Here is a 21,004-nt window from a genome sequence, read left to right as displayed (position 1 = left end):
TGCTACCCATTTTGCTACCTATCCTGCGATCCATATTCTTGGAAATCCCTGAAAAATCAAGGACTTAGAAGAGCTGGCGGACAGAGGGGGATTCGAACCCCCGATACGCTTTTGACGTATACACGCTTTCCAGGCGTGCGCCTTCAACCACTCGGCCACCTGTCCTGATCTGGATACGCATTGCGGAAAATGCGAATCCGCGATTCTAGCAGATCGGCAAGAAAGCTGCATTGGCGGCGCCGCCAAGGTAAAAGGGGACACCATTGCGTCCCCTTTTGCCACAGCCGCTGACCGGCGCCCGGGCCAGCCTGACCCAATCACATACTCGGCGGGTCCTGCTCGCGGTACGAGCTGACCGTGCCGTCCGCCTCGGTTTCCTCCAGCCGCACGCGGAACCCCCACAGCCGCGCCAGGTGTTTCATGACCTGTTCCGCGTCCTCGGCCGCCAGCGGCCGGCCGCGGCTCTTGAGATGCCGCAACACCAGCGAGCGGTCGGTGTCGCGGTTAAAGCGCGTCACCTGGATATCCGGCACCTGGTTATCGCGGTTGTGCTGCGCGGCCAGCAGGCGGCGGATGTCGCGATAGCCCTCGTCATCGTGAATGGCAGCCACTTCCAGCTTGGGATTGGCCTGGTGATCGGAGATCGCGAAGAAGCGGAACTCGCGGATCAGGCGCGGCGACAGGTACTGCGAGATGAACGATTCGTCCTTGAAGTTGCGCATGGCGAAGTCCAGCGTCTTCAGCCAGTCGCCGCCGGCGATGTCGGGGAACCAGCGGCGGTCCTCGTCGGTGGGCTTTTCGCAGATGCGGCGGATGTCCGACATCATCGCGAAGCCCAGCGCATACGGGTTGATGCCGCCGTAGCCGCGCTCATCGAAGCCGCGCTGGCTGACGACGTTGGTGTGGCTTTGCAGGAACTCCATCATGAAGCCGTCGTTGACCAGCCCCTTCTCGTGCAGCCGGTTCAGGATGGTGTAGTGCCAGAACGTGGCCCAGCCCTCGTTCATCACCTTGGTCTGGGTTTGCGGATAGAAGTACTGGGCGATCTTGCGCACGATGCGCACCAGCTCCTTCTGCCACGGCGCCAGCTTGGGCGAGTACTTCTCGATGAAGTACAGCAGGTTCTCTTCCGGCTCGGGCGGGAACACCGACGCGGCGACGCGCTCGTCCTTGTCGGCCTCCAGCCGCGGCAACGTGCGCCACAGGTCGTTGTACTGCATGCGCGCGTGCTCCTGGCGCTCGGCCTGGCGCGCGGCTTCTTCCTTGTACGAAATCGGCGCCGGCCGCTTATAGCGATCCACGCCGTGGTGCGACAGCGCGTGGCACGAATCCAGCAGCGCCTCCACCGCGTCGATGCCGTAGCGGTCCTCGCAATCCATCACGTACTTGCGAGCGAACACCAGATAGTCCAGCACGCCGTCGGCGTCGGTCCACTGGCGGAACAGATAATTGCCCTTGAAGAACGAGTTGTGGCCGTAGCAGGCGTGCGCGATCACCAGCGCCTGCATCGTCATGGAGTTCTCTTCCATGAGGTACGCGATGCAGGGGTTGGAGTTGATCACGATCTCATAGGCCAGGCCCTGCATGCCGCGCCGGTAGAACTGCTCGTTGCGGATGAACTCCTTGCCATACGACCAGTGCGGATAGCCGATGGGCAGGCCCGCCGACGCATAGGCGTCCAGCATCTGCTCGGACGTGATGACCTCGATCTGGTTCGGATAGGTGTCCAGCCCGTATTCGCGCGCGACCTGCGAGATCGCGTCGTCATAGGACTGGATCAGTTCGAACGTCCATTCGGAACCTTGCGACAGCGGTCGGGGGCTGCCGGCCGACTCCGGCTCCACGAGTGCGCCCAGGATGGCATTCATGCGGTTTCCTTCTTGAACAGGTCATGGAACACGGGATAGATCTCCCCGCGTTCGCAAATGCGCCGCATCACGAAGTGCGGCTCCAGCTTCTGTTCATACTCGGCCCACAGGCTGCTCTTGCGCGCCTCCTGCGAGTCGGGGATTTCGATATAGGCGAAGTAGCGCGACGCGGGCAGCAGGTGCTCGGCCAGAAAGCGCGCACTCTTGCCCGCGTCGGCGCCGAACGAGTCGCCGTCGCTGGCCTGCGCCGCGTACACGTTCCAGGCCGTGGGCGGATAGCGCTTCTCGACGATCTCGCGCATCAGCTCCAGCGCCGACAGCACGATGGTGCCGCCGCTCTTGGGATCGTAGAAGAAGGTCTGCTCGTCCACTTCCTCGGCATTGTCCGTGTGGCGGATGAAGACCAGGTCGACGTGCTCGTACTTGCGTGACAGAAACAAGTACAGCAGCGTGAAAAAGCGCTTGGCCAGATCCTTCTTGCCTTCGTCCATCGAGCCGGACACGTCCATCAGGCAGAACATCACCGCGCGCGCCATCGGGATCGATACCGACACGCGATTGCGGTAGCGCAGGTCCAGGTCATCCAGGAACGGCACGCGCGCCAGGCGCTCACGGCAGTCCTCGACGTCCTGCTCCAGCGTCTTGATCTGGTCGGCGGGCGCGCCCGCCGCCCTGGCCTTGGCCAGGCGTTCTTCCGCGTCTTCGAGGTCGGCGCGCGCCTTCACGCTCAGCGCCACCCGCCGCGCCAGCGACGACTTCAGCGTGCGGCTGATGCTGAGCATGCTGGGCGAACCGGTGGTGGTGTAGCCGGCGCGCTGCCATTTCTTCTGGCTGACCTCACCCAGTTGGGTGCGCGCCAGGTGCGGCAGTTCCAGGTCTTCGAAGAACAGGTTGAGGAATTCGGCCCGCGACAGGCTGAAGGTGAACTGATCGACCGCCTCGCCTTCGCCGGGCTCGGAACCGCCCTGGCCTTCTCCCCCCTGAGGCCGGTCGAACGTGTCGCCCTTGGCGAACTCGCGGTTGCCCGGATGCACCATTTCCCGGTCGCCGCCCGCGCCGTGCCGGAAGGTCGGCTCGGAGATATCGCGGGCGGGCAGGTTGATCTCGCCGCCCTGATCCATGTCCTGGATCGAGCGGTCGCGGATCATGCCGTGGACCGCCTTGCGGATCTGGTCCTTGTAACGCCGCAGAAAGCGCTCCCGGTTAACCGCGCTCTTGTTGCGCCCGTTAAGACGGCGATCGATCAGTGAATTCATGATTCACCTCGCTCAGGAAGACTTCCTCACACGGAGATACCACTCGCACAGCAGCCTGACCTGCTTTTCCGTGTAGCCCTTCTCCACCATCCGGTCGACGAAGCTCTGGTGTTTCGACTTGTCCTCGGCCGAGGCCTTGGCGTTGAACGAAATCACCGGCAGCAGGTCTTCCGTGTTCGAGAACATCTTCTTCTCGATCACTTCGCGCAGCTTTTCATAGCTGGTCCAGGTCGGGTTGCGGCCATTGTTGTTGGCACGCGCCCGCAGCACGAAGTTCACGATCTCGTTGCGGAAGTCCTTCGGATTGGCGATGCCGGCCGGCTTCTCGATCTTCTCCAGTTCGTCGTTCAAGGCGCTGCGGTCGAAGCTCTCGCCGGTTTCCGGGTCGCGGAACTCCTCGTCCTGGATCCAGCAGTCGGCGAACGTGACGTAGCGGTCGAAGATGTTCTGGCCATACTCCGAGTACGACTCCAGATAGGCGGTCTGGATCTCCTTGCCGATGAACTCGGCATAGCGCGGCGCCAGAAAGCCCTTGATGAACTCCAGGTAGCGCCGGCGGATTTCCTCCGGATAGTCCTCGCGCCCGATACGCTGTTCGAGCACGTACATCAGATGCACCGGATTGGCCGCCACTTCCGTCTGGTCGTAATTGAAGACGCTGGACAGGATCTTGTACGCGAAGCGCGTCGACACCCCGTTCATGCCTTCGTCGGTGCCGGCGTAGTCCTTGTACTCCTGCAGGGCCTTGGCCTTCGGGTCGACGTCCTTGAGGCTTTCGCCGTCGTACACGCGCAGCTTCGAGTAGATGCTGGAATTCTCCGGCTCCTTCAGCCGCGTCAGCACCGAGAACTGCGCCATCATGTCCAGCGTTCCGGGCGCGCACGGCGCCGTCGACAGCGAGCTGTGATGCAGCAGCTTTTCGTAGATGCGGACTTCTTCCGACACCTGCAGGCAGTAAGGCACCTTGACGATATAGATACGGTCGAGGAACGCCTCGTTGTGCTTGTTGTTGCGGAAGGTCTGCCATTCCGACTCGTTCGAGTGCGCCAGGATGCAGCCGTTGAAGGGGATCGCCGAGAAACCCTCGGTGCCCTTGAAGTTGCCTTCCTGCGTCGCCGTCAAGAGCGGATGCAGCATCTTGATCGGCGCCTTGAACATTTCCACGAACTCGAGCAAGCCCTGGTTGGCCAGGCACAGGCCGCCGGAATAGCTGTAGGCGTCCGGGTCGTCCTGCGAATGGCGGTCGAGCTTGCGGATGTCGACCTTGCCGACCAGCGAGGAGATGTCCTGGTTGTTCTCGTCGCCCGGCTCGGTCTTGGCGATCGCCACCTGCCGCAGCACCGACGGGTTCAGGCGCACCACGCGGAATTGCGAGATATCGCCGTCGAACTCCTTCAGGCGCTTGACCGCCCACGGCGACATGATGCCGCTGAGGTAGCGGCGCGGAATGCCGTATTCTTTTTCGAGCGTGTCGCCGAAGCGTTCCGGGTGGAACAGGCCCAGCGGCGACTCGTTCACGGGCGAGCCCTTGAGCGCGTAGATGGGATAGGTCTCCATCAGCGACTTCAGGCGTTCGGCAATGGACGACTTGCCGCCGCCCACCGGCCCCAGCAGATAGAGGATTTGCTTGCGCTCCTCCAGTCCCTGCGCCGCGTGCTTGAAGAACGCCACGATCTGCCCGATCACGTCCTCCATGCCGTAGAACTCCTGGAACGCCGGATAGCGCCGAATGGTCCGGTTGGAAAACAAACGGGAAAGACGTGGGTCGTTGCGCGTATCCACGATTTCAGGTTCGCCAATCGCCGCCAGCATGCGCTCAGCGGGGCTGGCGTATGCCATCGGATCACGTTTGGCGAGGTTCAGATATTCCTCGAGGGAAAGCTCTGACTCCTGCTCTCTTGCATACTGCGACTTGAAGCCTTCGACGATGTTTTGCACGGAAACCTCCTACAACACGCGAAAAAGCCATGACGTCCCTACGTGTCCCCATTGTGTCCCCAGTGCTTGGGCGTGACTAGACAATCTCGCCATAAGCAATGTCGGCACGGTGGTATGTTGCTTTCGCCACACATCAACCAGAAGCACGATCGGGCCCTTTCCGTTTAGGCTGCACCCTTCGAACACAAGTTCCGTCAGGGATTGCAACCAACGTGAATAAGTTCACTCGTATGCCTTCAGCATATCGCTGTAGCGCGGGCGCATGACGCGGCCACGCATGAAATGGTCAGCAATGATTTGAAGGGATGAGCGATATCCCGGTGGATTCTTATGATCCGGACGCAAGCCCGGTGCGTTCGCTATGCGATGGCAGCGAACGGTCTGAACGGCGCCGCAGCGACTGCGTTCAGCAAGCATCGATCCGGTGTGTTTGAAAGCGCCGGTACGCGATACTGGAATCCGTGGTGACGAGGGCGCGTGGCGGGTCACGGAGCGGGCCATGCGCGCGTAGCGCCAAGTCATGGGCTTTATGCTAAGCCCAATTGACGGTTTTGTGGCAATTCATTTGCGGCCGAGCAGTAAAAAAAGAAAACCATCGACGCCCCTTAGCCCGCGTCCGCGAAAATCGTTCCAAAACTTGTTGCGATCAGGCCGCGAGGCGCGCGGACACAGGCTCCGCGGCCAGACGCCATGCGCGATCGCGGCAGCCTCTGGCAGCCAGCCGGGCCGAGTGCTAATACCCCTTGCGCCTTCAAGGATAGAATCACGCATCCGTCGAGGCCACGCCCCGCGCCGTTTTTCAAACGCTGTCCCGCACACCATGCCGCCACGCTCGCGCCCTGCCTCGCAAGGGTCACGCATCGACCGCGTGTTGCTGCGCTGCCGGCGTCTGGCGGCCGTGTGCGGCCTGCTGTTGCTGGCCGCCTGCGAACGCGCCACGCCGCCTTTGCCCAACGATGCCTATGTCTGGCAGCGGCGCTGGACACCGGCGCTGGTGCAGGCCTTGAACGATAGCGCCGCCATGCTGCGGTCGTGGCGAGTGCTGGCGGCCGAACTGCGCGCCGACGGCGTATGGTTCGACGCGGCGCCCGATCTGGCGGCGCTGGCCGCGAGCGGCCGTCCGGTGGTCCTGGTACTGCGGCTCGATGGCCGCGTCGGCGATCTGGGCGAGGCCGGCATCGCCGAACGCGCCGCCGCCACGCTCGCCGCCTGGCGCGGCGCCGGCATCACCCTGGCCGGCCTGGAAATCGATTACGACTGCGCCACCGCCCGCTTGCCCGCCTATGCCGCGCTGCTGGCCAGCCTCAAGCCCCACCTTCCGCCCGGCCTGCCGCTGTCGATCACGGCACTGCCCACTTGGCTGAACAGCCCGGCGCTGGCCGGCCTGCTGGCGGTGCCCGACGAAACGGTGCTGCAGGTTCATGCCGTGCTGAACCCGGCGCAGGGATTGCTGTTCGATCCCAAACGCGCACGCGCCTGGCTCGATGCCTACGCCCGCCGCACCGACAAGCCATGGCGGGTGGCGCTGCCGGCGTACGGCAGCCGCGTCGCCTGGGACGAACACGGCCGCATCGCCGCCATCGAAAGCGAACGGCCGGCCTTGATGCCTGGCGACCGTTCGGCCGAGCTGCTGGTCGCGCCCGACGCGCTTGCGGCCTTCGTTCGCGCGCTCGACCACGAACCGCCGGCGGGCCTGACGGGCATCGTCTGGTTCCGCCTGCCGACGCAGGCCGACACCCGCGCCTGGAGCCTGCCGACCTGGCGCGCAGTGCTGGCGCGCCAACCCCTGGCGCCAGCGCTGACGGTCGCCGCCAATCCGCCCGGCCCCGGCGGCGCGCGCGACGTGCTGCTGGCCAATCGGGGCAACGCCGACACGCCGCTACCCTTCGCCGTCCGGCTGGATCCCCGCTGCGACGCGGCCGACGGCATCAACGGCTACACCCTTGAATACGATCGCCAGGGCAGGTATCTTCGCCGCGCGCAGGATGGCCTGCTGCGCGCCGGCGCCGAACGCGCCATAGGATGGATCCGCTGTGACTGCGCAACCCCGAGCCTCCATGTACAACCGTAAAACGCTCGTCGCCGCCCTACTGCTGGCCGGCGCCGGCATCGTCATCGCCTGCGGCCCCGACTTCCCGCCACAATTGCTGGACGACCGCGCGGGCACGCTGCAAGGCACGCCCGCCAATTCGTTCGCCTATGAAGCGGCGCGCCTGGTGCCCGCCACCGATGCGCTGCGCGCCAACGAGTCCCCCCTGCTGCCGGACGGCAGTTACCGCGCCGACGCCATACCGGAAGCCTACGACCCCCTGCTCACGGCGGCACAGCGCGAACAGGTCGCGGCGATGCGCGCGCGTCCCGACGGCGAACAGGCCTATGCCGCGGGCGCCGGCCTGCCCGAAGCCGTCCGCCTCTATGCCGCCGCCGCGGTCGACTACCGCACGGCGCCGCAGGCCCCCGACGAACACCGTTGGGAACGCGCGCGCCAACGTCTGCAAGCCATCCTCGACCTGCCCGCCGGGCAGGCCGCGGCACGCAGCGTCTGGGCCGCCTACCTGCTGGCGGAAATCGGGGACACGGGCACCGCTGCGCGCGGCTACGCCCGCGTGCGCGAGCTGGCGCTGCACGGCGCCCCCGACCCGCTTGGGTTGGCCGTCGCCAGCTATGGCCAGCAAGCGCGCCTGTCGCTGCACGGCAGCCTGGGGCAATGCGGCTACGAAGACGTGATCAACGCCACGCCCTGCCTGGACGCCGTCGCGCCGGCCAATCTGCAACAGGCCGTGCGCCTGTATGCCGCCCAGGCCGCGCGCGACTCGATCAGCGGCCGCGAATCGCTGCGCCTGATGGCTGACTGGGCGCTGACCGCGCCGGCGCGCGCCGCCCGGCTGATCGACGATCCGGTCGGCCAGCGCCTGCTGGTGGCCTATGGCCTGGCCCGTATCGGCGATATCGTCGACGGCAAGCCCGACAGCGCGCGCGATCCGTTCGCCAACTTCGAGCGCACCGGCCGGCTGAGCCTGGCCGATGCCGCCGACGGCGCGCCCAACGTGGCGCCGAACCCGGCGCTGCAAGCGCTGGTGGCCGCGTTGCAGACCCAGGATCCGCGCCGCATCGCCGATGCCGACCGGGTCGCCGCGCTGGCCTACCGCGTGGGCCGCTACGATCTGGCGCAAAGCCTGGCCGAGCGGCTCGACACCGCGCTGGCCTGGTGGGTACGGGCCAAGCTGGCCATCCGCCGCGGCGACAACGCGCTGGCCGCCCAGGCCTATGCCCGCGCGGTCGCGGCATTCCCGCGCGCCGACGGCAGTGTCGAACCGGAAGCAGGCGCACTGCTCAAGGGCGAACAGGGCGTGCTATCGCTGTCGCGCGGCCAGTACGTCGAAGCCCTGGACCAGTTGTACCGCGCCGCCGCGGCGCGCGACGGCGCCGCGGCGCCGGAAGAAGGCTGGCCGCTGTCGCCCTACTGGAATGACGCGGCCTACGTGGCTGAACGCGTGCTGACGACGGCGGAACTCAAGGCCTATGTCGACCAGCTGCCGCCGGCCCCGCCCGCCCCATCGCGGCCGCCCGGCTTCGAGCGCTACACGCCCGACCAGTTCTACGAATGGAGCCGGCTGAACCAGCCGCCCTCGCACGACCGCCTGCGTCAACTGCTGGCGCGGCGGCTGGTGCGCGACAACCGGGTGGCCGACGCGCTGCCCTACTTTCCCGCGGATGCCGATCCGCGCTTCGCCTCGCTCGACTACAACGGCGGCGACTGGAAGATCCGCGAATCCGATGTGCGCCAGCGCGCCGCGCAATACGGCGACGCCCTGCGGGCCGCCGGCAACGCCTGGGGCCGCACCACCCGCGCCCAGGCCTGGTACACCGCCGCGACGCTGGCGCGCCGCGACGGCATGCGCATCATGGGCTACGAGCAGGGACCGGACTATGCCGTCTATGACGGCAACTATTCGGGCGGCGCCGGCCGCGACGCCAATCCGTGGTGGCGCGAGGCCCGCACCGATGCCGGCACACCGCTGGCCACCCCGCTGCAACGGGCCGAGGCCGACCTGCCCGGCCCCTACGTGACACAAGAGGAACGCGCGCGCTACGCAGCCAGCGAGGCCCGGCCGAACGTGCGCTACCACTACCGCCAGATCGCCGCCGACTATGCGATGAAAGCGGCCGACGAACTGCCGACCCGCTCGCAAGCGTTCGCGGCCGTGCTGTGCCGCGGCGCCCGCTACGTCATCGACGACACGCCGGAACGGGCCACCGCCATCTACCTGCGTTATGTGGACCAGGGCGCCCAGGTTCCCTTCAGCGGCTCCTTCGGCCGCGACTGTCCGGAACCGGACTTCCAATCGGCCGCGCGCTTCCACTATATCCAGGCCTGGAAAGCCTGGGAGCGCGCACGCCAGCAGCATCCAGGCATCCTGCTGGCCGGCGGCCTGCTGGCGCTGGCCGCGCTCGGCGCCACGCTTTGGGCCTGGCGCAATGGCGCGCCGGCCGGCGGCAAACGGCGCTAGGGTGTCTCGGCGGCGGGCAGCTCGACCCGCCGCAGCAGCCCGCGCCAATGCTCGGGCACGCGCGCCCGCAGGCGCAGGTCGGCGGCCACCCGGTGCGCCTCGATGAACTCGTAGCGCGGCGCGGCGTCCAGCCGCTCCAGCAGCGGCAGCCTGACCACGCCGGCGGCGTCGCCCAGCAGCATCGGCGCCATATAGATCAGCAGTTCGTCGATGCAACCGGCCGCGACCAGGGCGCCGCTCAGGCCGGCGCCGGCCTCCACGTGGACTTCGTTGACCTGCTGCGCGGCCAGCCAGCGCATCATCGCCGGCAGGTCGACCCGGTCGGGCGTCGCGGCGGGCAACGCCACCACGCGCACATTGCGGCCCTGCAGCCGCGCCTGCTTGGCGGCGTCGGCGCGGGCCGTGAAGACGATGACCTCGCCCCCGTCGATCAAGCGCGCGTCCTCGGGAATCTCGAAGCGGCCATCGACCACGGCCCGGCGCGGCGGGCGCGGCGTCTCGACGCTGCGCACGGTCAATTGCGGGTCATCCTTGAGCACCGTGCCGATGCCGGTCAGCACCACGCAACTGCGCGCGCGCCAGTGATGGCCATCGGCGCGCGCCTCGGGGCCGGTGATCCATTGCGACAGGCCATTGTGCAGCGCGCTGCGGCCATCCAGCGACGTCGCCATCTTGAGCCAAGTCCAGGGCAGTCCGCGACTCATGCGCGAGATGAAACCGGCGTTCAGGGCCAGCGCCTCTTCGCGGCAAAGGCCGGTGGTGACGGCGATGCCGGCCTCGCGCAGCCGCGCCAGTCCCTTGCCGTTGACCAGCGGATTGGGATCGCCGATCGCCACCACCACCCGCGCCGGCGCCGCCGCCAGCAGCGCGTCGACGCAGGGCGGCGTGCGGCCGAAATGGCTGCACGGCTCCAGCGTGACGTAGACGGTGGCGCCCGCCACCGATTCGCCGCGCGCCTGGGCGTCGCGCAGGGCGCAGACTTCGGCGTGCGGGCCGCCGGGCGGCTGGGTGGCGCCCTCGCCCAGCACCCGGCCATCGCGCACGATGACGCAGCCCACGCGCGGATTGGGCGCGGTCGAGTACATGACGGTCTGCGCCAGGGCCAGGGCGCGCCGCATCCAGAGCAGGTCGTCGGATTCGCTGGGGTTCATCATCATGCAGGGATTGTATGTCCGCGGCGCTTCGCTGCCCGCGCCGCCACCGGCCGCCGCGCTATGATCGTTACAACGCTTCGGCATCCATGTCCGTTTTGGGCCGATGCAGGTCTGGAGGCGGCCTCGCCCGGGAACCCGGGCAGGCACACAATACGTCACGTATCTTCCGAAATCACAAGGCCTGGAGGCCGCGCCACCATGAAACAAGCATTGCTCGTCATCGACGTCCAGGATTCCTTCCGGCGGCGTCCGTTTTGGGACGAATCGGAATACCCGGCATTCGTCTCGCAACTGCAGGGGCTGATCGACGCCGCCCGCGCTCGCGGCATTCCGGTGCTGCAGGTGTTCCATATCAGCGCCGCCAACGATCCCGCCAATCCGTTCTCGTTGGCCTCCGGCCACGTCAAGACCCTCAAGGAACTGCGCATCGAGCCCGACGCGGTATTCCACAAGACCGTGCATTCCTCGCTCTACGCCAAGGACGCCGACGGCGCCACGCTGCAGGACTGGCTGCGCAAGCACGGCATCGAGGGCCTCATCGTCAGCGGCATCCGCACCGAGCAGTGCTGCGAAACCACCACCCGCCACGCCAGCGATGACGGCTTCAAGGTGCTGTTCCCGACCGACGCGACGCTGACCTTCGCGATGCAGAGTCCGTCCGGCAAGCACTACACGCCGGCTGAGATCCGCGACGCCACCGAACTGGTGCTGCAAGGCCGCTTCGCCCGCATCACCCGCGCCGCCGACGTCTTCGCCGACGCGCAATAGGAAAGCGCCGCCATGATTCCCGTGCATTTCGTGCTGCCCCGGGGAATCGTGCTGCTGGACGTGGCCGGCCCGGCCGAGGCGTTCCGCGTCGCCAACAAGCTATGCCCGGATGCCTTCGCGCAGCATTTCTGCGGCCCCTCGACGGAAATCGAAAGCGGCATCCCGGGCCTGCACCTGGCCCACATCCAACCGCTGCCGCAGAAACTGCCGCCCGAGGCGTTGGTGATCGTGTCCGGTGTGGTCGGCAAGCACATCCGCCTGGATGAGCCCGAAGCGCGCCTGATCATCGATTGGCTGGCGGCGCGTCATCCCGCCGACGGCTTCACGCTGATGACCGTATGCGCGGGCGCGCTGTTCGCCGCCGCGGCCGGCCTAACGCGCCAGCGCGAATGCACCACGCACCACAGTTGCCTGGCGCAACTGGCGGACCTGGATCCCAGCGCCCGGCTGCACGACAACCGCATCTTCGTGGAAGACGGCAACCTGGTCAGCAGCGCCGGCATCACCGCCGGCATCGACCTGGCGCTGCACATGGTGTCGCGCCATTGCGGCCCGCGCGTGGCCAGCGAGGTAGCGCGCGACATGGTGGTCTACCAGCGCCGCGCCGGCACCGATTCGGCCTTGTCGCCGTGGCTGGAACACCGCAACCACCTGCATCCGGGCGTGCACCGGGTGCAGGACGCGGTGGTGCGCAACCCGGCGGCGCCGTGGTCGGCGCAGTCACTGGCCGAGCAGGCCCACACCAGCCCGCGCCACCTGACGCGGCTGTTCCGCGAGCACGCCGGCTGCACGCCGATGGACTACCTGTATCAGATACGCGTGGCGCTGGCGCGCGACATGCTGCGCGAAACGCGCTTGAACCTGGAGTTGGTGGCGGAAAAATCCGGCTTCGGTTCGGCCCAGCACCTGCGCCGCGTGTGGCGCCGGTTCCAGCCGCAAACGCCCAGCATGGCACGCTCGGCGGCGCTGTAGCGGCCGGGCGGCTCACCCGGCGGCCCGCATCGCGCCACGCGGCGGCGTCATTCCTTGCGCAGCTTGGCGGGCAGCACCGGCCCCTGCATCTCGCGGATCGCCTCGACGAATTCGCCGATGTCCTCGAAGCTCTTGTAGACCGAGGCGAAGCGCACGTAGGCCACCTTGTCGAGCTTGCGCAGCTCGGTCATGACCAGTTCGCCGATATGGCCGGAGGCCACTTCGCGCAGGCCGCTGGCCAGCAATTGCTCCTCGATGCGGGCCACGGCGCCATCCACCTCCTCGGTGCTGACCGGGCGCTTGCGCAGCGCCAGGCTCAGGCTGGCGCGCAGTTTGGCCGGATCGTAGTCGCTACGGCTGCCGTTGCGCTTGACCACGGACGGCATCGCCAGCTCCACCCGCTCGTACGTGGTGAAGCGCTTGTCGCAGGACTGGCAGCGGCGCCGGCGACGGATGGCATCGCCCTCTTCCGAGACACGGCTGTCGACGACCTGCGTTTCGGAGTTGCCGCAAAATGGACACCGCATGTGTGATCCCTGAAAACACGGAAAGCAATAATTCGCCGATATTGTAACGAGGCGGCGGTCGATCCGCGTCAATCATGACAAATTCGTCCCCGATATTTTTGCCACGACGGCCGGGGACGCGCAAGCGCCTTCGCGCCCTAAAACAAAAGGACGGCCCCTTGCGGGGCCGTCCTTTCAAGCGCGGGCGGCGCGGATGCGGCGCCGTTGCGATATCACTTGCGGCCGTACACCGGCAGGCGCGAGGTCAGTTCGTTGACCTTGGCGCGCACGGCGGCGATGTTGGCCTCGTCGCGCGGGTTGTCCAGCACGTCGGCGATCAGGTTGGCGGTCAGCTCGGCTTCGGCTTCGGTGAAGCCGCGCGTGGTCATGGCCGGGGTGCCCAGGCGGATGCCGCTGGTCACGAAGGGCTTTTCCGGATCGTTGGGGATGGCGTTCTTGTTGACCGTGATGTGGGCCTGGCCCAGCACGGCTTCGGCTTCCTTGCCCGTGATGCCCTTGGCACGCAGGTCGACCAGCATGACGTGGCTTTCGGTGCGGCCCGAGACGATACGCAGGCCACGCTTGACCAGCGTGTCGGCCAGCACCTTGGCGTTCTTGACCACTTGCTGCGCGTAGGTCTTGAATTCGGGTTCCAGCGCTTCCTTGAAGGCCACCGCCTTGCCGGCGATGACGTGCATCAGCGGACCGCCCTGGATGCCGGGGAAGATGGCCGAGTTGATGGCCTTCTCGAATTCGGCCTTCATCATGATGACGCCGCCGCGCGGGCCGCGCAGCGACTTGTGCGTGGTCGAGGTGACGAAGTCGGCGTGCGGGACCGGGTTGGGGTAGGCGCCGCCGGCAACCAGGCCGGCGTAGTGGGCGATGTCGACCATGAACAGCGCGCCGTTTTCACGGGCGATGCGGGCCATGCGTTCGAAATCGATGTGCAGGGCGTAGGCCGACGCGCCAGCCACGATCAGCTTGGGCTTGTGTTCCTTGGCCAGCTGCTCGACCTGGTCGTAGTTCAGGACTTCGTTTTCGTCCAGGCCATAGGAGATGAAGTTGTACAGCTTGCCCGAGGCGTTGACCGACGCGCCGTGCGTCAGGTGGCCGCCTTCGGCCAGGCTCATGCCGAGCACGGTGTCGCCCGGCTTCAGGACGGCCATGTACACGCCCTGGTTGGCCTGCGAGCCCGAATTCGGCTGCACGTTGGCGGCTTCGGCGCCGAAGATCTGCTTCAGGCGGTCGATGGCCAGTTGCTCGACCACGTCGACGTATTCGCAACCGCCGTAGTAGCGCTTGCCCGGGTAGCCTTCGGCGTACTTGTTCGTGAGCTGCGTGCCCTGGGCTTCCATGACGGCCGGGCTGGCGTAGTTCTCCGAAGCGATCAACTCGATGTGCTGCTCCTGGCGAACGTCTTCCTTCTGGATGGCGGCCCAGACGTCCGGGTCAGCCTTGGAGAGGGTGAGGTTGCGGTCAAACATGACGGGGGGTTCCTGAGGCGGTAAGAGAGGGGGAAACTGCGCCCGGGTGGGTAAACCCGGATAATGACGAATAGTTTACCGCGTCGCGCCGTTTCCCCTGTCGCCAAAATGCCCCGAATGGCGGCAAAATTCCCGCCAAGGGCGCGAAATTTCGGGTATTCCTCGAACGCCGGAAAGCGCGCTCAACCCGACTTGAGAAACTTTCATGCAAACCCAGATTTTGGTCGCCTACCCCCTGGTCGCCGCCGTCAGCGTCGTCCCCCCGGCCCGGCCAGCATCCTGGCCATGCGCAACGGCGCTTCCGGCGCCTCTGCCGGGCATGAAAAAAAGGGCGCAGCAATGAACTGACCCCCGAAAGTTGGACGTAGATCCAATCTTCGGGGGTCAGTTCACGAATGCGACCTTTTTTGTTCGCGGCGACCGATCAGGACGCCGAGGTCGCCCCGATCTGCTTGGGCGCCAGTCTCGGGTTGAGCGTGTAGGTGCCGGTCAGCGACGCCTGCGCCAGCACGTGCTTCTGGATGGCGCGCAAGGCGTCCTCGCCGGTGAACGCGCCTTGCAGGTTCAGCGAATGCACGTCCAGCGCGTACAAGGTGAACACGTAGCGATGCACCCGCGCGTCGTTCCAGGGCGGGCACGGGCCGTCGTAACCGAAGTAGTCGCCGCTCATGTCGTGATCGTTGGCGAACCAGGACGAGTACGAGTTGATGCCCTGGCGGGCATCCAGCGGCGCCAGCGGCCCGCCCTTGCCGCGCGGCGTGATGCCGCTGGAAAAGGTGCCTTCCTCGATTTCGCGCATGTCGGCCGCCAGGTCGACCAGCACCCAGTGGAAGAAATCCACGCGCGGCAGGTCGGCCGGCACCTCGCGGCCTTCCTGGTTGACGTCGTCGGGCTTGGAGGGAACGTCCGGGTCGTGGCAGATCAAGGCGAACGACTGCGTACCCGCGGGAACGTCGTCCCAGGAAAACTGCGGGTTGTAGTTGTCAGCCAGCGCGACGTGCGATTGCGCATCGATCTTGCCGAAGGCGTAGCGCTCCGGAATCGACTCGTGATCGGAAAAAGACAAACTCGAAAGTTTCATGTCGTGCTCCTTGAAGTGCTGCGAAGGCATCCCAGCCTTGAACGTCCCTCCAGCGTATCAAAATCTTCGCGATTATGGGTTCAACTTAACACGGGCGAACTTGCGCTTGCCCACCTGGACCACGTAAGTGCCCGCCGGCAGTTGCAACGATTTGTCTTCCACCCGGTCGCCATTGACCCGCACCCCGCCTTGCTCGACGTTGCGCTGGGCCTCCGAACCCGAGGCCACCAGCCCGGCCTCGCGCAGCAGCTTAAGGATGCCGACCGGCGCGCCGCCGATGCTGACCTCGGGCATGTCCTCGGGGATCGCGCCGTCGCGAAAGCGCGCCTCGAACGCGGCCAGCGCCTCATCGGCCGCCTTGGCCGAGTGGAAACGGGTGATGATTTCCTGCGCCAGCATGACCTTGGCATCGCGCGGATTGCGGCCGCCATCGATCTCCTGGCGCAGCGCCGCGATGTCTTCGAGCGAGCGGAACGACAGCAGCTCGAAGTAGCGCCACATGAGCGTGTCGGAAATCGACATCAGCTTGCCGAACATCGAATCGGGCGACTCCGAAATGCCGATGTAGTTGCCCTTGGACTTGGACATCTTCTCGACGCCGTCGGTGCCGACCAGCAGCGGCATCGTCAGAATGCACTGCGGCTCCTGGCCATATTCCTTCTGCAGCTCGCGGCCCACCAGCAGGTTGAACTTCTGATCGGTGCCCCCCAGCTCCAGATCGGACTTCAGCGCCACCGAGTCGTAACCCTGCATCAGCGGATACAGGAATTCATGCACCGAGATCGGGATGCCGCCCTTGAAGCGCTTGGTGAAATCCTCGCGTTCCATCATGCGCGCCACGGTATAGCGCGAGGCCAGCTGGATCATGCCGCGCGCGCCCAGCGGGTCGCACCACTCGGAGTTGTAACGGATCTCGGTGCGAGCCGGATCCAGCACCAGGCTGGCCTGCGCATAGTAGGTCTTGGCGTTGGCCTCGATCTGTTCGCGCGTCAGCGGCGGACGGGTGCTGTTGCGGCCGCTGGGATCGCCGATGGTCGAGGTGAAGTCGCCGATCAGGAAAATGACCTCGTGGCCCAGGTCCTGCAACTGGCGCATCTTGTTGAGCACCACCGTGTGGCCCAGGTGGATGTCCGGCGCGGTCGGATCCAGCCCCAGCTTGATCCGCAGCGGCACGCCGGTGGCGCGGCTACGGGCCAGCTTGCGGGCGAATTCGGACTCGACCAGCAGCTCATCGCATCCGCGCTTGGCAATACGCAGATCGGCTTCGACTTCGGGGGTGATGGGGGCTTCTGAGGGTGACATGTATGGGGGGCCAGGACGGCTTCAGCCGATAAAAGGTGTAAAAAGTGACGAAAACTATCGAAAATTCTAGCCGAATCAGCTAGGATACCGCCCTAATCATACGCAACTGTCATATATACGCAGTTGCGCCTCCGGTTACCACCCGTTGTTCACAAGTTGCGCCCCGCGCCAGCCCTTGCCCCGGAAAACGTGGCGCGCGGGGGCCGTTCGTGTCACGCACCCTGCGAGCTCATGCCACCTGAGAGGGTATCTTCACGATGAATCGTGGCCTCCACGACCTGGCGAGTAGCATCAAGCGCAAAGTTGCTGCCGTGTTTGCGCCCGTCGAACCCAAGCCCCACCGCGCGGGACTTTTCCGCCGCACTCTCCTCGTCACCGCCATCGGTCTGTTCGCCGGCGCCGCCGCCTTGGGCATGGTGCAGCAACCGGACCGCAGCGAAATCCCCCCCACCCGCGTCATCCAGAGCATCCTGCCGCTGACCACCGAACAGGTCGAAGTCAGCACGCCCAGCGCCGCGCCCTACATCAGCGAAACCCGCATCCGCGCGGGCGACACGCTGGCCGCCGTGCTGCAGCGCCTGGATCTGGATTCGCCGGACCTGCAGACCTTCCTGACCCACGACGCCAGCGCGCGCAGCATCTACAAGCTGTACCCGGGTCGTTCGGTGCAGGCCGCGACCGACGCCGAAGGCAACCTGATCTGGCTGCGCTACATCCACACCCCGGGCAACGAGGCCGACGGCCAGGTCGTCACCCGCATGCTGCACGTGGCGCGCACCGACAACGGCTACAAGGCCGAGGAAATCACCGAAAGCACCGATCGCCAGACCCGCGTCGCCGTGGGCACGATCCGCTCCTCGTTGTTCGGCGCCACCGATGCCGCCGGCATCCCCGATTCGGTCACCATGCAGATGGCCGACATCCTCAGCGCCAAGATCGACTTCCTGCGCGACCTGCGCCAGGGCGACCAGTTCCGCGTGGTCTACGAAGTGCGCTCGCACGACGGCCGCTACGCCGGCGCCGGCCGCGTGCTGGCCCTGGAATTCATCAACGGCGGCAAGACCTACTCGGCCGTCTGGTTCAGCCCCGACAACAAGACCGGCTCGTACTACGACTTCGACGGCACCAGCCTGCGCGGCGCGTTCCTGCGCACCGCCCTGAAGTTCAGCCGCATCAGCTCCACCTTCGGCATGCGCATGCATCCGATCCACAAGACCTGGACCGGCCACAAGGGCGTGGACTATGCCGCGCCCTCGGGCACGCCGATCCACGCCACGGCCGACGGCACGGTGGAATTCGCCGGCTGGCAGAACGGCTACGGCAACGTCGTCATCGTCAAGCACCATGGCAAGTACTCGACGCTGTACGCCCACCAGAGCCGCATCGCCGAAGGCATCACCAAGGGCAGCAAGATCTCGCAAGGGCAGTTGATCGGCTACGTCGGCGCCACCGGCTGGGCCACCGGTCCGCACCTGCACTATGAGTTCCGCGTCGACAACCAGCCGATCGACCCGTTGTCGGTCGACCTGCCGGTCGCGCGCACCCTGGAACCGGCCGAAATCCGCGCCTTCAACCAGGCCGTGGCGCCGTACAAGCAGCAGATCCAGTTGCTGACCGAATTCCAGCAGACCCTGCCCGACGCGCTGACCAACGTGGCCAGCCGCTGACGGATCCGCATGACGCACCCGCAAAGCGGCCCGCGCATCTCGATGCCGGGCCGTTTTTTTTCCAGGTGGCCCCAGCCATGACCCCTCCCCAGCACTTCATCGGCTTGATGTCCGGCACCAGCGTGGACGGTGTCGACGGCGTCCTGGCGCGCCTGCGCGACGGCCAGCCGCCGCGGGTGCTGGCCAGCGCCAGCCTGCCGATGCCGGCCGCGCTGCGCGCCGAATTCCTGGCGCTGAACCTGGCCGGCGCCGACGAGCTGGCCCGCGCCGCGCAGGCCGCCAACGAACTGGCGCGCCTGTATGCGCGGGTGGTGACCGGGCTATTGGCCGAGACCGACCTGCGCACGCAGGATATCGCCGCCATCGGCGCCCACGGCCAGACCGTGCGGCACCGCCCCGACAGCGGCTACACCGTGCAGTTGAACGCGCCCGCCCTGCTGGCCGAGCTGACCGGCATCGACGTGGTGGCGGATTTCCGCAGCCGCGACGTGGCCGCTGGCGGCCAGGGCGCGCCGCTGGTGCCGCCCTTCCACGCGGCCGTGTTCGGCGCCCCGCAAGGCCGCGCGGTGCTCAACCTGGGCGGCATCGCCAACGTCACGCTGCTGGCGCCGGGCCAGCCGCCGCGCGGCTTCGACACGGGTCCGGCCAATGTCTTCCTGGATGGCTGGTGCCAGCGGCACCTGGGCCAGTCCTATGACGCCGACGGCCGCTGGGCCGCCAGCGGCCAGGTGCTGGCGCCGCTGCTGGAGCAATTGATCGCGAGCGAACCGTGGTTCGCGCTGCCGCCGCCCAAATCGACCGGCCGCGACCTGTTCAACATGCGCTGGCTGGACGACCGGTTGGCCGCTTACGATGGCCCCAGGCCGGCGCCGCAGGACGTGCAGGCCACGTTGCAACGCCTGACAGCCCGCACCGTCGCCAACGCCATCGACGCCGCCGGCGCGGATGTTCGCGAACTCTATGTGTGCGGCGGCGGCGCGCACAACCCGGGGCTGATGCGTGAGTTGGCATACTGCCTGCAGCGCCCGGTGCATGCCACCGACGCGCTAGGGGTGCCGGCGCAACAGGTGGAGGCACTGGCCTTCGCTTGGCTGGCGCAGGCCTTCCTGGCGCGCCAGCCGGCCGGCCTGCCCAGCGTCACTGGCGCACGCGGTCCGCGCATCCTGGGCGCGCTGTACCCCGCCTGACGCATCGCGCGCCCAGCAAAAAGCCCCTCGGAAAACCGAAGGGCTTTTTTGTTGGCCAAGCGGGCGTGCCCCGCCGCCATCGCGGCGCAACGCCGCTACCGGCTCACACCGAGAACGACGAACCGCAGCCGCAGGTGGTGCTGGCGTTGGGATTGCGGATGACGAATTGGGCGCCTTCCAGGTCTTCCTTGTAGTCGATCTCTGCGCCGACCAGGTACTGGAAGCTCATGGGGTCGACCAGCAGTTGCACGCCGGCCTTGTCCAGCACGGTGTCGTCTTCGTTGACGACTTCATCGAACGTGAAACCGTACTGGAAACCCGAACAGCCGCCGCCCTGCACGAACACGCGCAGCTTCAGTTCGGGGTTGCCTTCCTCGGCCAGCAGATCCTTGACCTTGGCGGCCGCCGAGTCGGTGAACACCAGGGGAGCAGGCGGGGCGGCCTGCAGGTCGACGGTTTCGGTCACTGCATTCATGATTCACTCCTGGCCGCTGGGGCCGTATTCCGATGAGCGGCTACGCCACTCGCATGTAGTCACTATAGCGCAGGCGCCGCCCGGACTCAAAGTTCGAGCTTGACACTGCGGGAGGCGCGGACCACATCGCCCTCCAGGACGCTGATGGTCACGCTTTCGGGGACAAATCCCTCGGGCAGCGCCAAGACGCCCTGGCTGCGCTGGTACTGGTCGAATTGCAGGGCCAGCGACGCCGCCGTGGTGGTTTCGCCGCTGGCGGGCAGCGGGCCGCTTTCGGCCTTGACCTGCATCGGCGCCAGGTCGACGGTGACGGTTTCGCCCTTGAGCGTGCCGGTGGCCTGGAACCGCAGGGTGCCGGCGAACGGGGCGGCGCCGTTGCGGCCGCTGCGCATCAGCAGCACCTTGTAGCGCAGGCCGCCGCCTTCCCGATCGATCTGGGCGCCGCGGATATCCACGGTGCCCTCCGGGCCCGGCGGCAGCAACTGTTCGTAGAACGCCAACTGGTCGCGCACCCGGCCGATCTCGGCCTGGGCAGCGTGCAGTTGGGTCTCGAGCTCCTGGCGCGCCGAACGCTCGATCACCAGTTCGCCATCGGCGGTATCGAGCTGGCCGCGCAGATAGCGCAACTGCACCGCCTGCTGGCGCATGGCTTCGTCGCGCGTCTCGACCTGCGCGGCGCTGAGCACCACCGCGTCCACCGGCTGGTAGACACCGCGCGCGTAGTAGTAGCCGGCCGCGGCACCGGCCAGCACGCCAGCCAGCACGCCGCCGGCGACCCGCAGGCCGATGCCGGCGCGGGCGGGACGGAGCGGCGCGGAAGAATCGTTGGGCATGG

Annotated in this window: 16 protein-coding genes and 1 tRNA gene; 6 read left to right on the top strand and 11 right to left on the bottom strand. The window is 66.8% G+C overall.

Annotated features, from left to right (window positions below; all coding sequences use genetic code 11):
* Positions 1-74: 74 nt before the first annotated feature.
* From ACN6O8_RS18275 to ACN6O8_RS18260, 4 genes are all read right to left on the bottom strand, one after another.
* Positions 75-165, bottom strand: a tRNA-Ser gene (locus ACN6O8_RS18275).
* 152 nt (positions 166-317) lie between these two features.
* A complete protein-coding gene (locus ACN6O8_RS18270) occupies positions 318-1,868 on the bottom strand; it encodes a SpoVR family protein (protein WP_427992411.1) in 1,551 nt (516 codons plus the stop codon).
* Entirely contained in the window at positions 1,865-3,124 is a 1,260-nt protein-coding gene (locus ACN6O8_RS18265) for a YeaH/YhbH family protein (protein WP_427992410.1), read from the bottom strand. The genes ACN6O8_RS18270 and ACN6O8_RS18265 overlap by 4 nt, the downstream gene beginning before the upstream one ends.
* A 12-nt stretch (positions 3,125-3,136) precedes the next feature.
* Positions 3,137-5,053: a PrkA family serine protein kinase gene (locus ACN6O8_RS18260; RefSeq protein ID WP_427992562.1), complete on the bottom strand. Its 1,917-nt coding sequence runs from the start codon at positions 5,051-5,053 to the stop codon at positions 3,137-3,139.
* 829 nt (positions 5,054-5,882) lie between these two features.
* Between ACN6O8_RS18260 and ACN6O8_RS18255 the strand changes: the two genes are divergently transcribed.
* Positions 5,883-7,133 carry a DUF3142 domain-containing protein gene (locus ACN6O8_RS18255; RefSeq protein WP_427992409.1) on the top strand — a complete coding sequence of 417 codons (1,251 nt, stop codon included), beginning with the start codon at positions 5,883-5,885 and terminating at the stop codon, positions 7,131-7,133.
* Positions 7,120-9,573, top strand: a complete 2,454-nt coding sequence (locus tag ACN6O8_RS18250) for a hypothetical protein (RefSeq protein WP_427992408.1) — start codon at positions 7,120-7,122, stop codon at positions 9,571-9,573. Before ACN6O8_RS18255 ends, ACN6O8_RS18250 begins: the two co-directional genes overlap by 14 nt.
* Here ACN6O8_RS18250 and ribD read toward each other — a convergent pair.
* Positions 9,570-10,691 carry a bifunctional diaminohydroxyphosphoribosylaminopyrimidine deaminase/5-amino-6-(5-phosphoribosylamino)uracil reductase RibD gene (gene ribD / locus ACN6O8_RS18245; RefSeq protein ID WP_427992561.1) on the bottom strand — a complete coding sequence of 374 codons (1,122 nt, stop codon included), beginning with the start codon at positions 10,689-10,691 and terminating at the stop codon, positions 9,570-9,572. The genes ACN6O8_RS18250 and ribD overlap by 4 nt on opposite strands.
* 234 nt (positions 10,692-10,925) lie before the next feature.
* On the opposite strand from ribD, the gene ACN6O8_RS18240 reads away from it, so the two are divergent.
* Together ACN6O8_RS18240 and ACN6O8_RS18235 are read left to right on the top strand one after the other, a co-directional pair.
* The gene (locus ACN6O8_RS18240) at positions 10,926-11,495 is read left to right on the top strand and encodes a cysteine hydrolase family protein (RefSeq protein ID WP_427992407.1); all 570 of its coding nucleotides are present in this window, start codon (positions 10,926-10,928) and stop codon (positions 11,493-11,495) included.
* 12 nt (positions 11,496-11,507) lie between these two features.
* On the top strand, positions 11,508-12,467 hold the full coding sequence (locus ACN6O8_RS18235) for a GlxA family transcriptional regulator (protein ID WP_427992406.1): 960 nt from the start codon (positions 11,508-11,510) through the stop codon (positions 12,465-12,467).
* A gap of 47 nt (positions 12,468-12,514) precedes the next feature.
* Here ACN6O8_RS18235 and nrdR read toward each other — a convergent pair whose 3' ends face one another.
* The 4 genes from nrdR to tyrS form a co-directional block, all read right to left on the bottom strand.
* Complete coding sequence (nrdR, locus tag ACN6O8_RS18230; RefSeq protein WP_427992405.1) at positions 12,515-12,994, bottom strand: transcriptional regulator NrdR; 480 nt, start codon at positions 12,992-12,994, stop codon at positions 12,515-12,517.
* Positions 12,995-13,206: 212 nt separating this feature from the next.
* Positions 13,207-14,457, bottom strand: a complete 1,251-nt coding sequence (gene glyA / locus ACN6O8_RS18225; RefSeq protein WP_427992404.1) for a serine hydroxymethyltransferase — start codon at positions 14,455-14,457, stop codon at positions 13,207-13,209.
* 424 nt (positions 14,458-14,881) lie between these two features.
* A complete protein-coding gene (locus ACN6O8_RS18220) occupies positions 14,882-15,538 on the bottom strand; it encodes a YbhB/YbcL family Raf kinase inhibitor-like protein (protein WP_427992403.1) in 657 nt (218 codons plus the stop codon).
* Positions 15,539-15,610: 72 nt separating this feature from the next.
* On the bottom strand, positions 15,611-16,840 hold the full coding sequence (gene tyrS, locus ACN6O8_RS18215; protein ID WP_427992402.1) for a tyrosine--tRNA ligase: 1,230 nt from the start codon (positions 16,838-16,840) through the stop codon (positions 15,611-15,613).
* 257 nt (positions 16,841-17,097) lie between these two features.
* Here tyrS and ACN6O8_RS18210 point away from each other — a divergent pair, with 257 nt between their 5' ends.
* Entirely contained in the window at positions 17,098-18,507 is a 1,410-nt protein-coding gene (locus ACN6O8_RS18210) for a peptidoglycan DD-metalloendopeptidase family protein (RefSeq protein ID WP_427992401.1), read from the top strand.
* Positions 18,508-18,584: 77 nt separating this feature from the next.
* A complete protein-coding gene (locus ACN6O8_RS18205; protein WP_427992400.1) occupies positions 18,585-19,694 on the top strand; it encodes an anhydro-N-acetylmuramic acid kinase in 1,110 nt (369 codons plus the stop codon).
* A 103-nt stretch (positions 19,695-19,797) separates the two neighbouring features.
* Here the strand turns inward: ACN6O8_RS18205 and erpA are convergent, their stop codons facing one another.
* Positions 19,798-20,169 carry an iron-sulfur cluster insertion protein ErpA gene (gene erpA, locus ACN6O8_RS18200; RefSeq protein ID WP_006388644.1) on the bottom strand — a complete coding sequence of 124 codons (372 nt, stop codon included), beginning with the start codon at positions 20,167-20,169 and terminating at the stop codon, positions 19,798-19,800.
* A gap of 86 nt (positions 20,170-20,255) precedes the next feature.
* Entirely contained in the window at positions 20,256-21,002 is a 747-nt protein-coding gene (locus ACN6O8_RS18195) for a DUF6776 family protein (protein ID WP_427992399.1), read from the bottom strand.
* Between the last annotated feature and the right edge of the window lie 2 nt (positions 21,003-21,004).

The organism is Achromobacter sp., from assembly GCF_050285565.1.
Taxonomy (GTDB): domain Bacteria; phylum Pseudomonadota; class Gammaproteobacteria; order Burkholderiales; family Burkholderiaceae_B; genus Achromobacter.
Note: the sequence above shows the minus strand (reverse complement) of the source record. Positions and strands in the feature narration are given on the sequence as shown.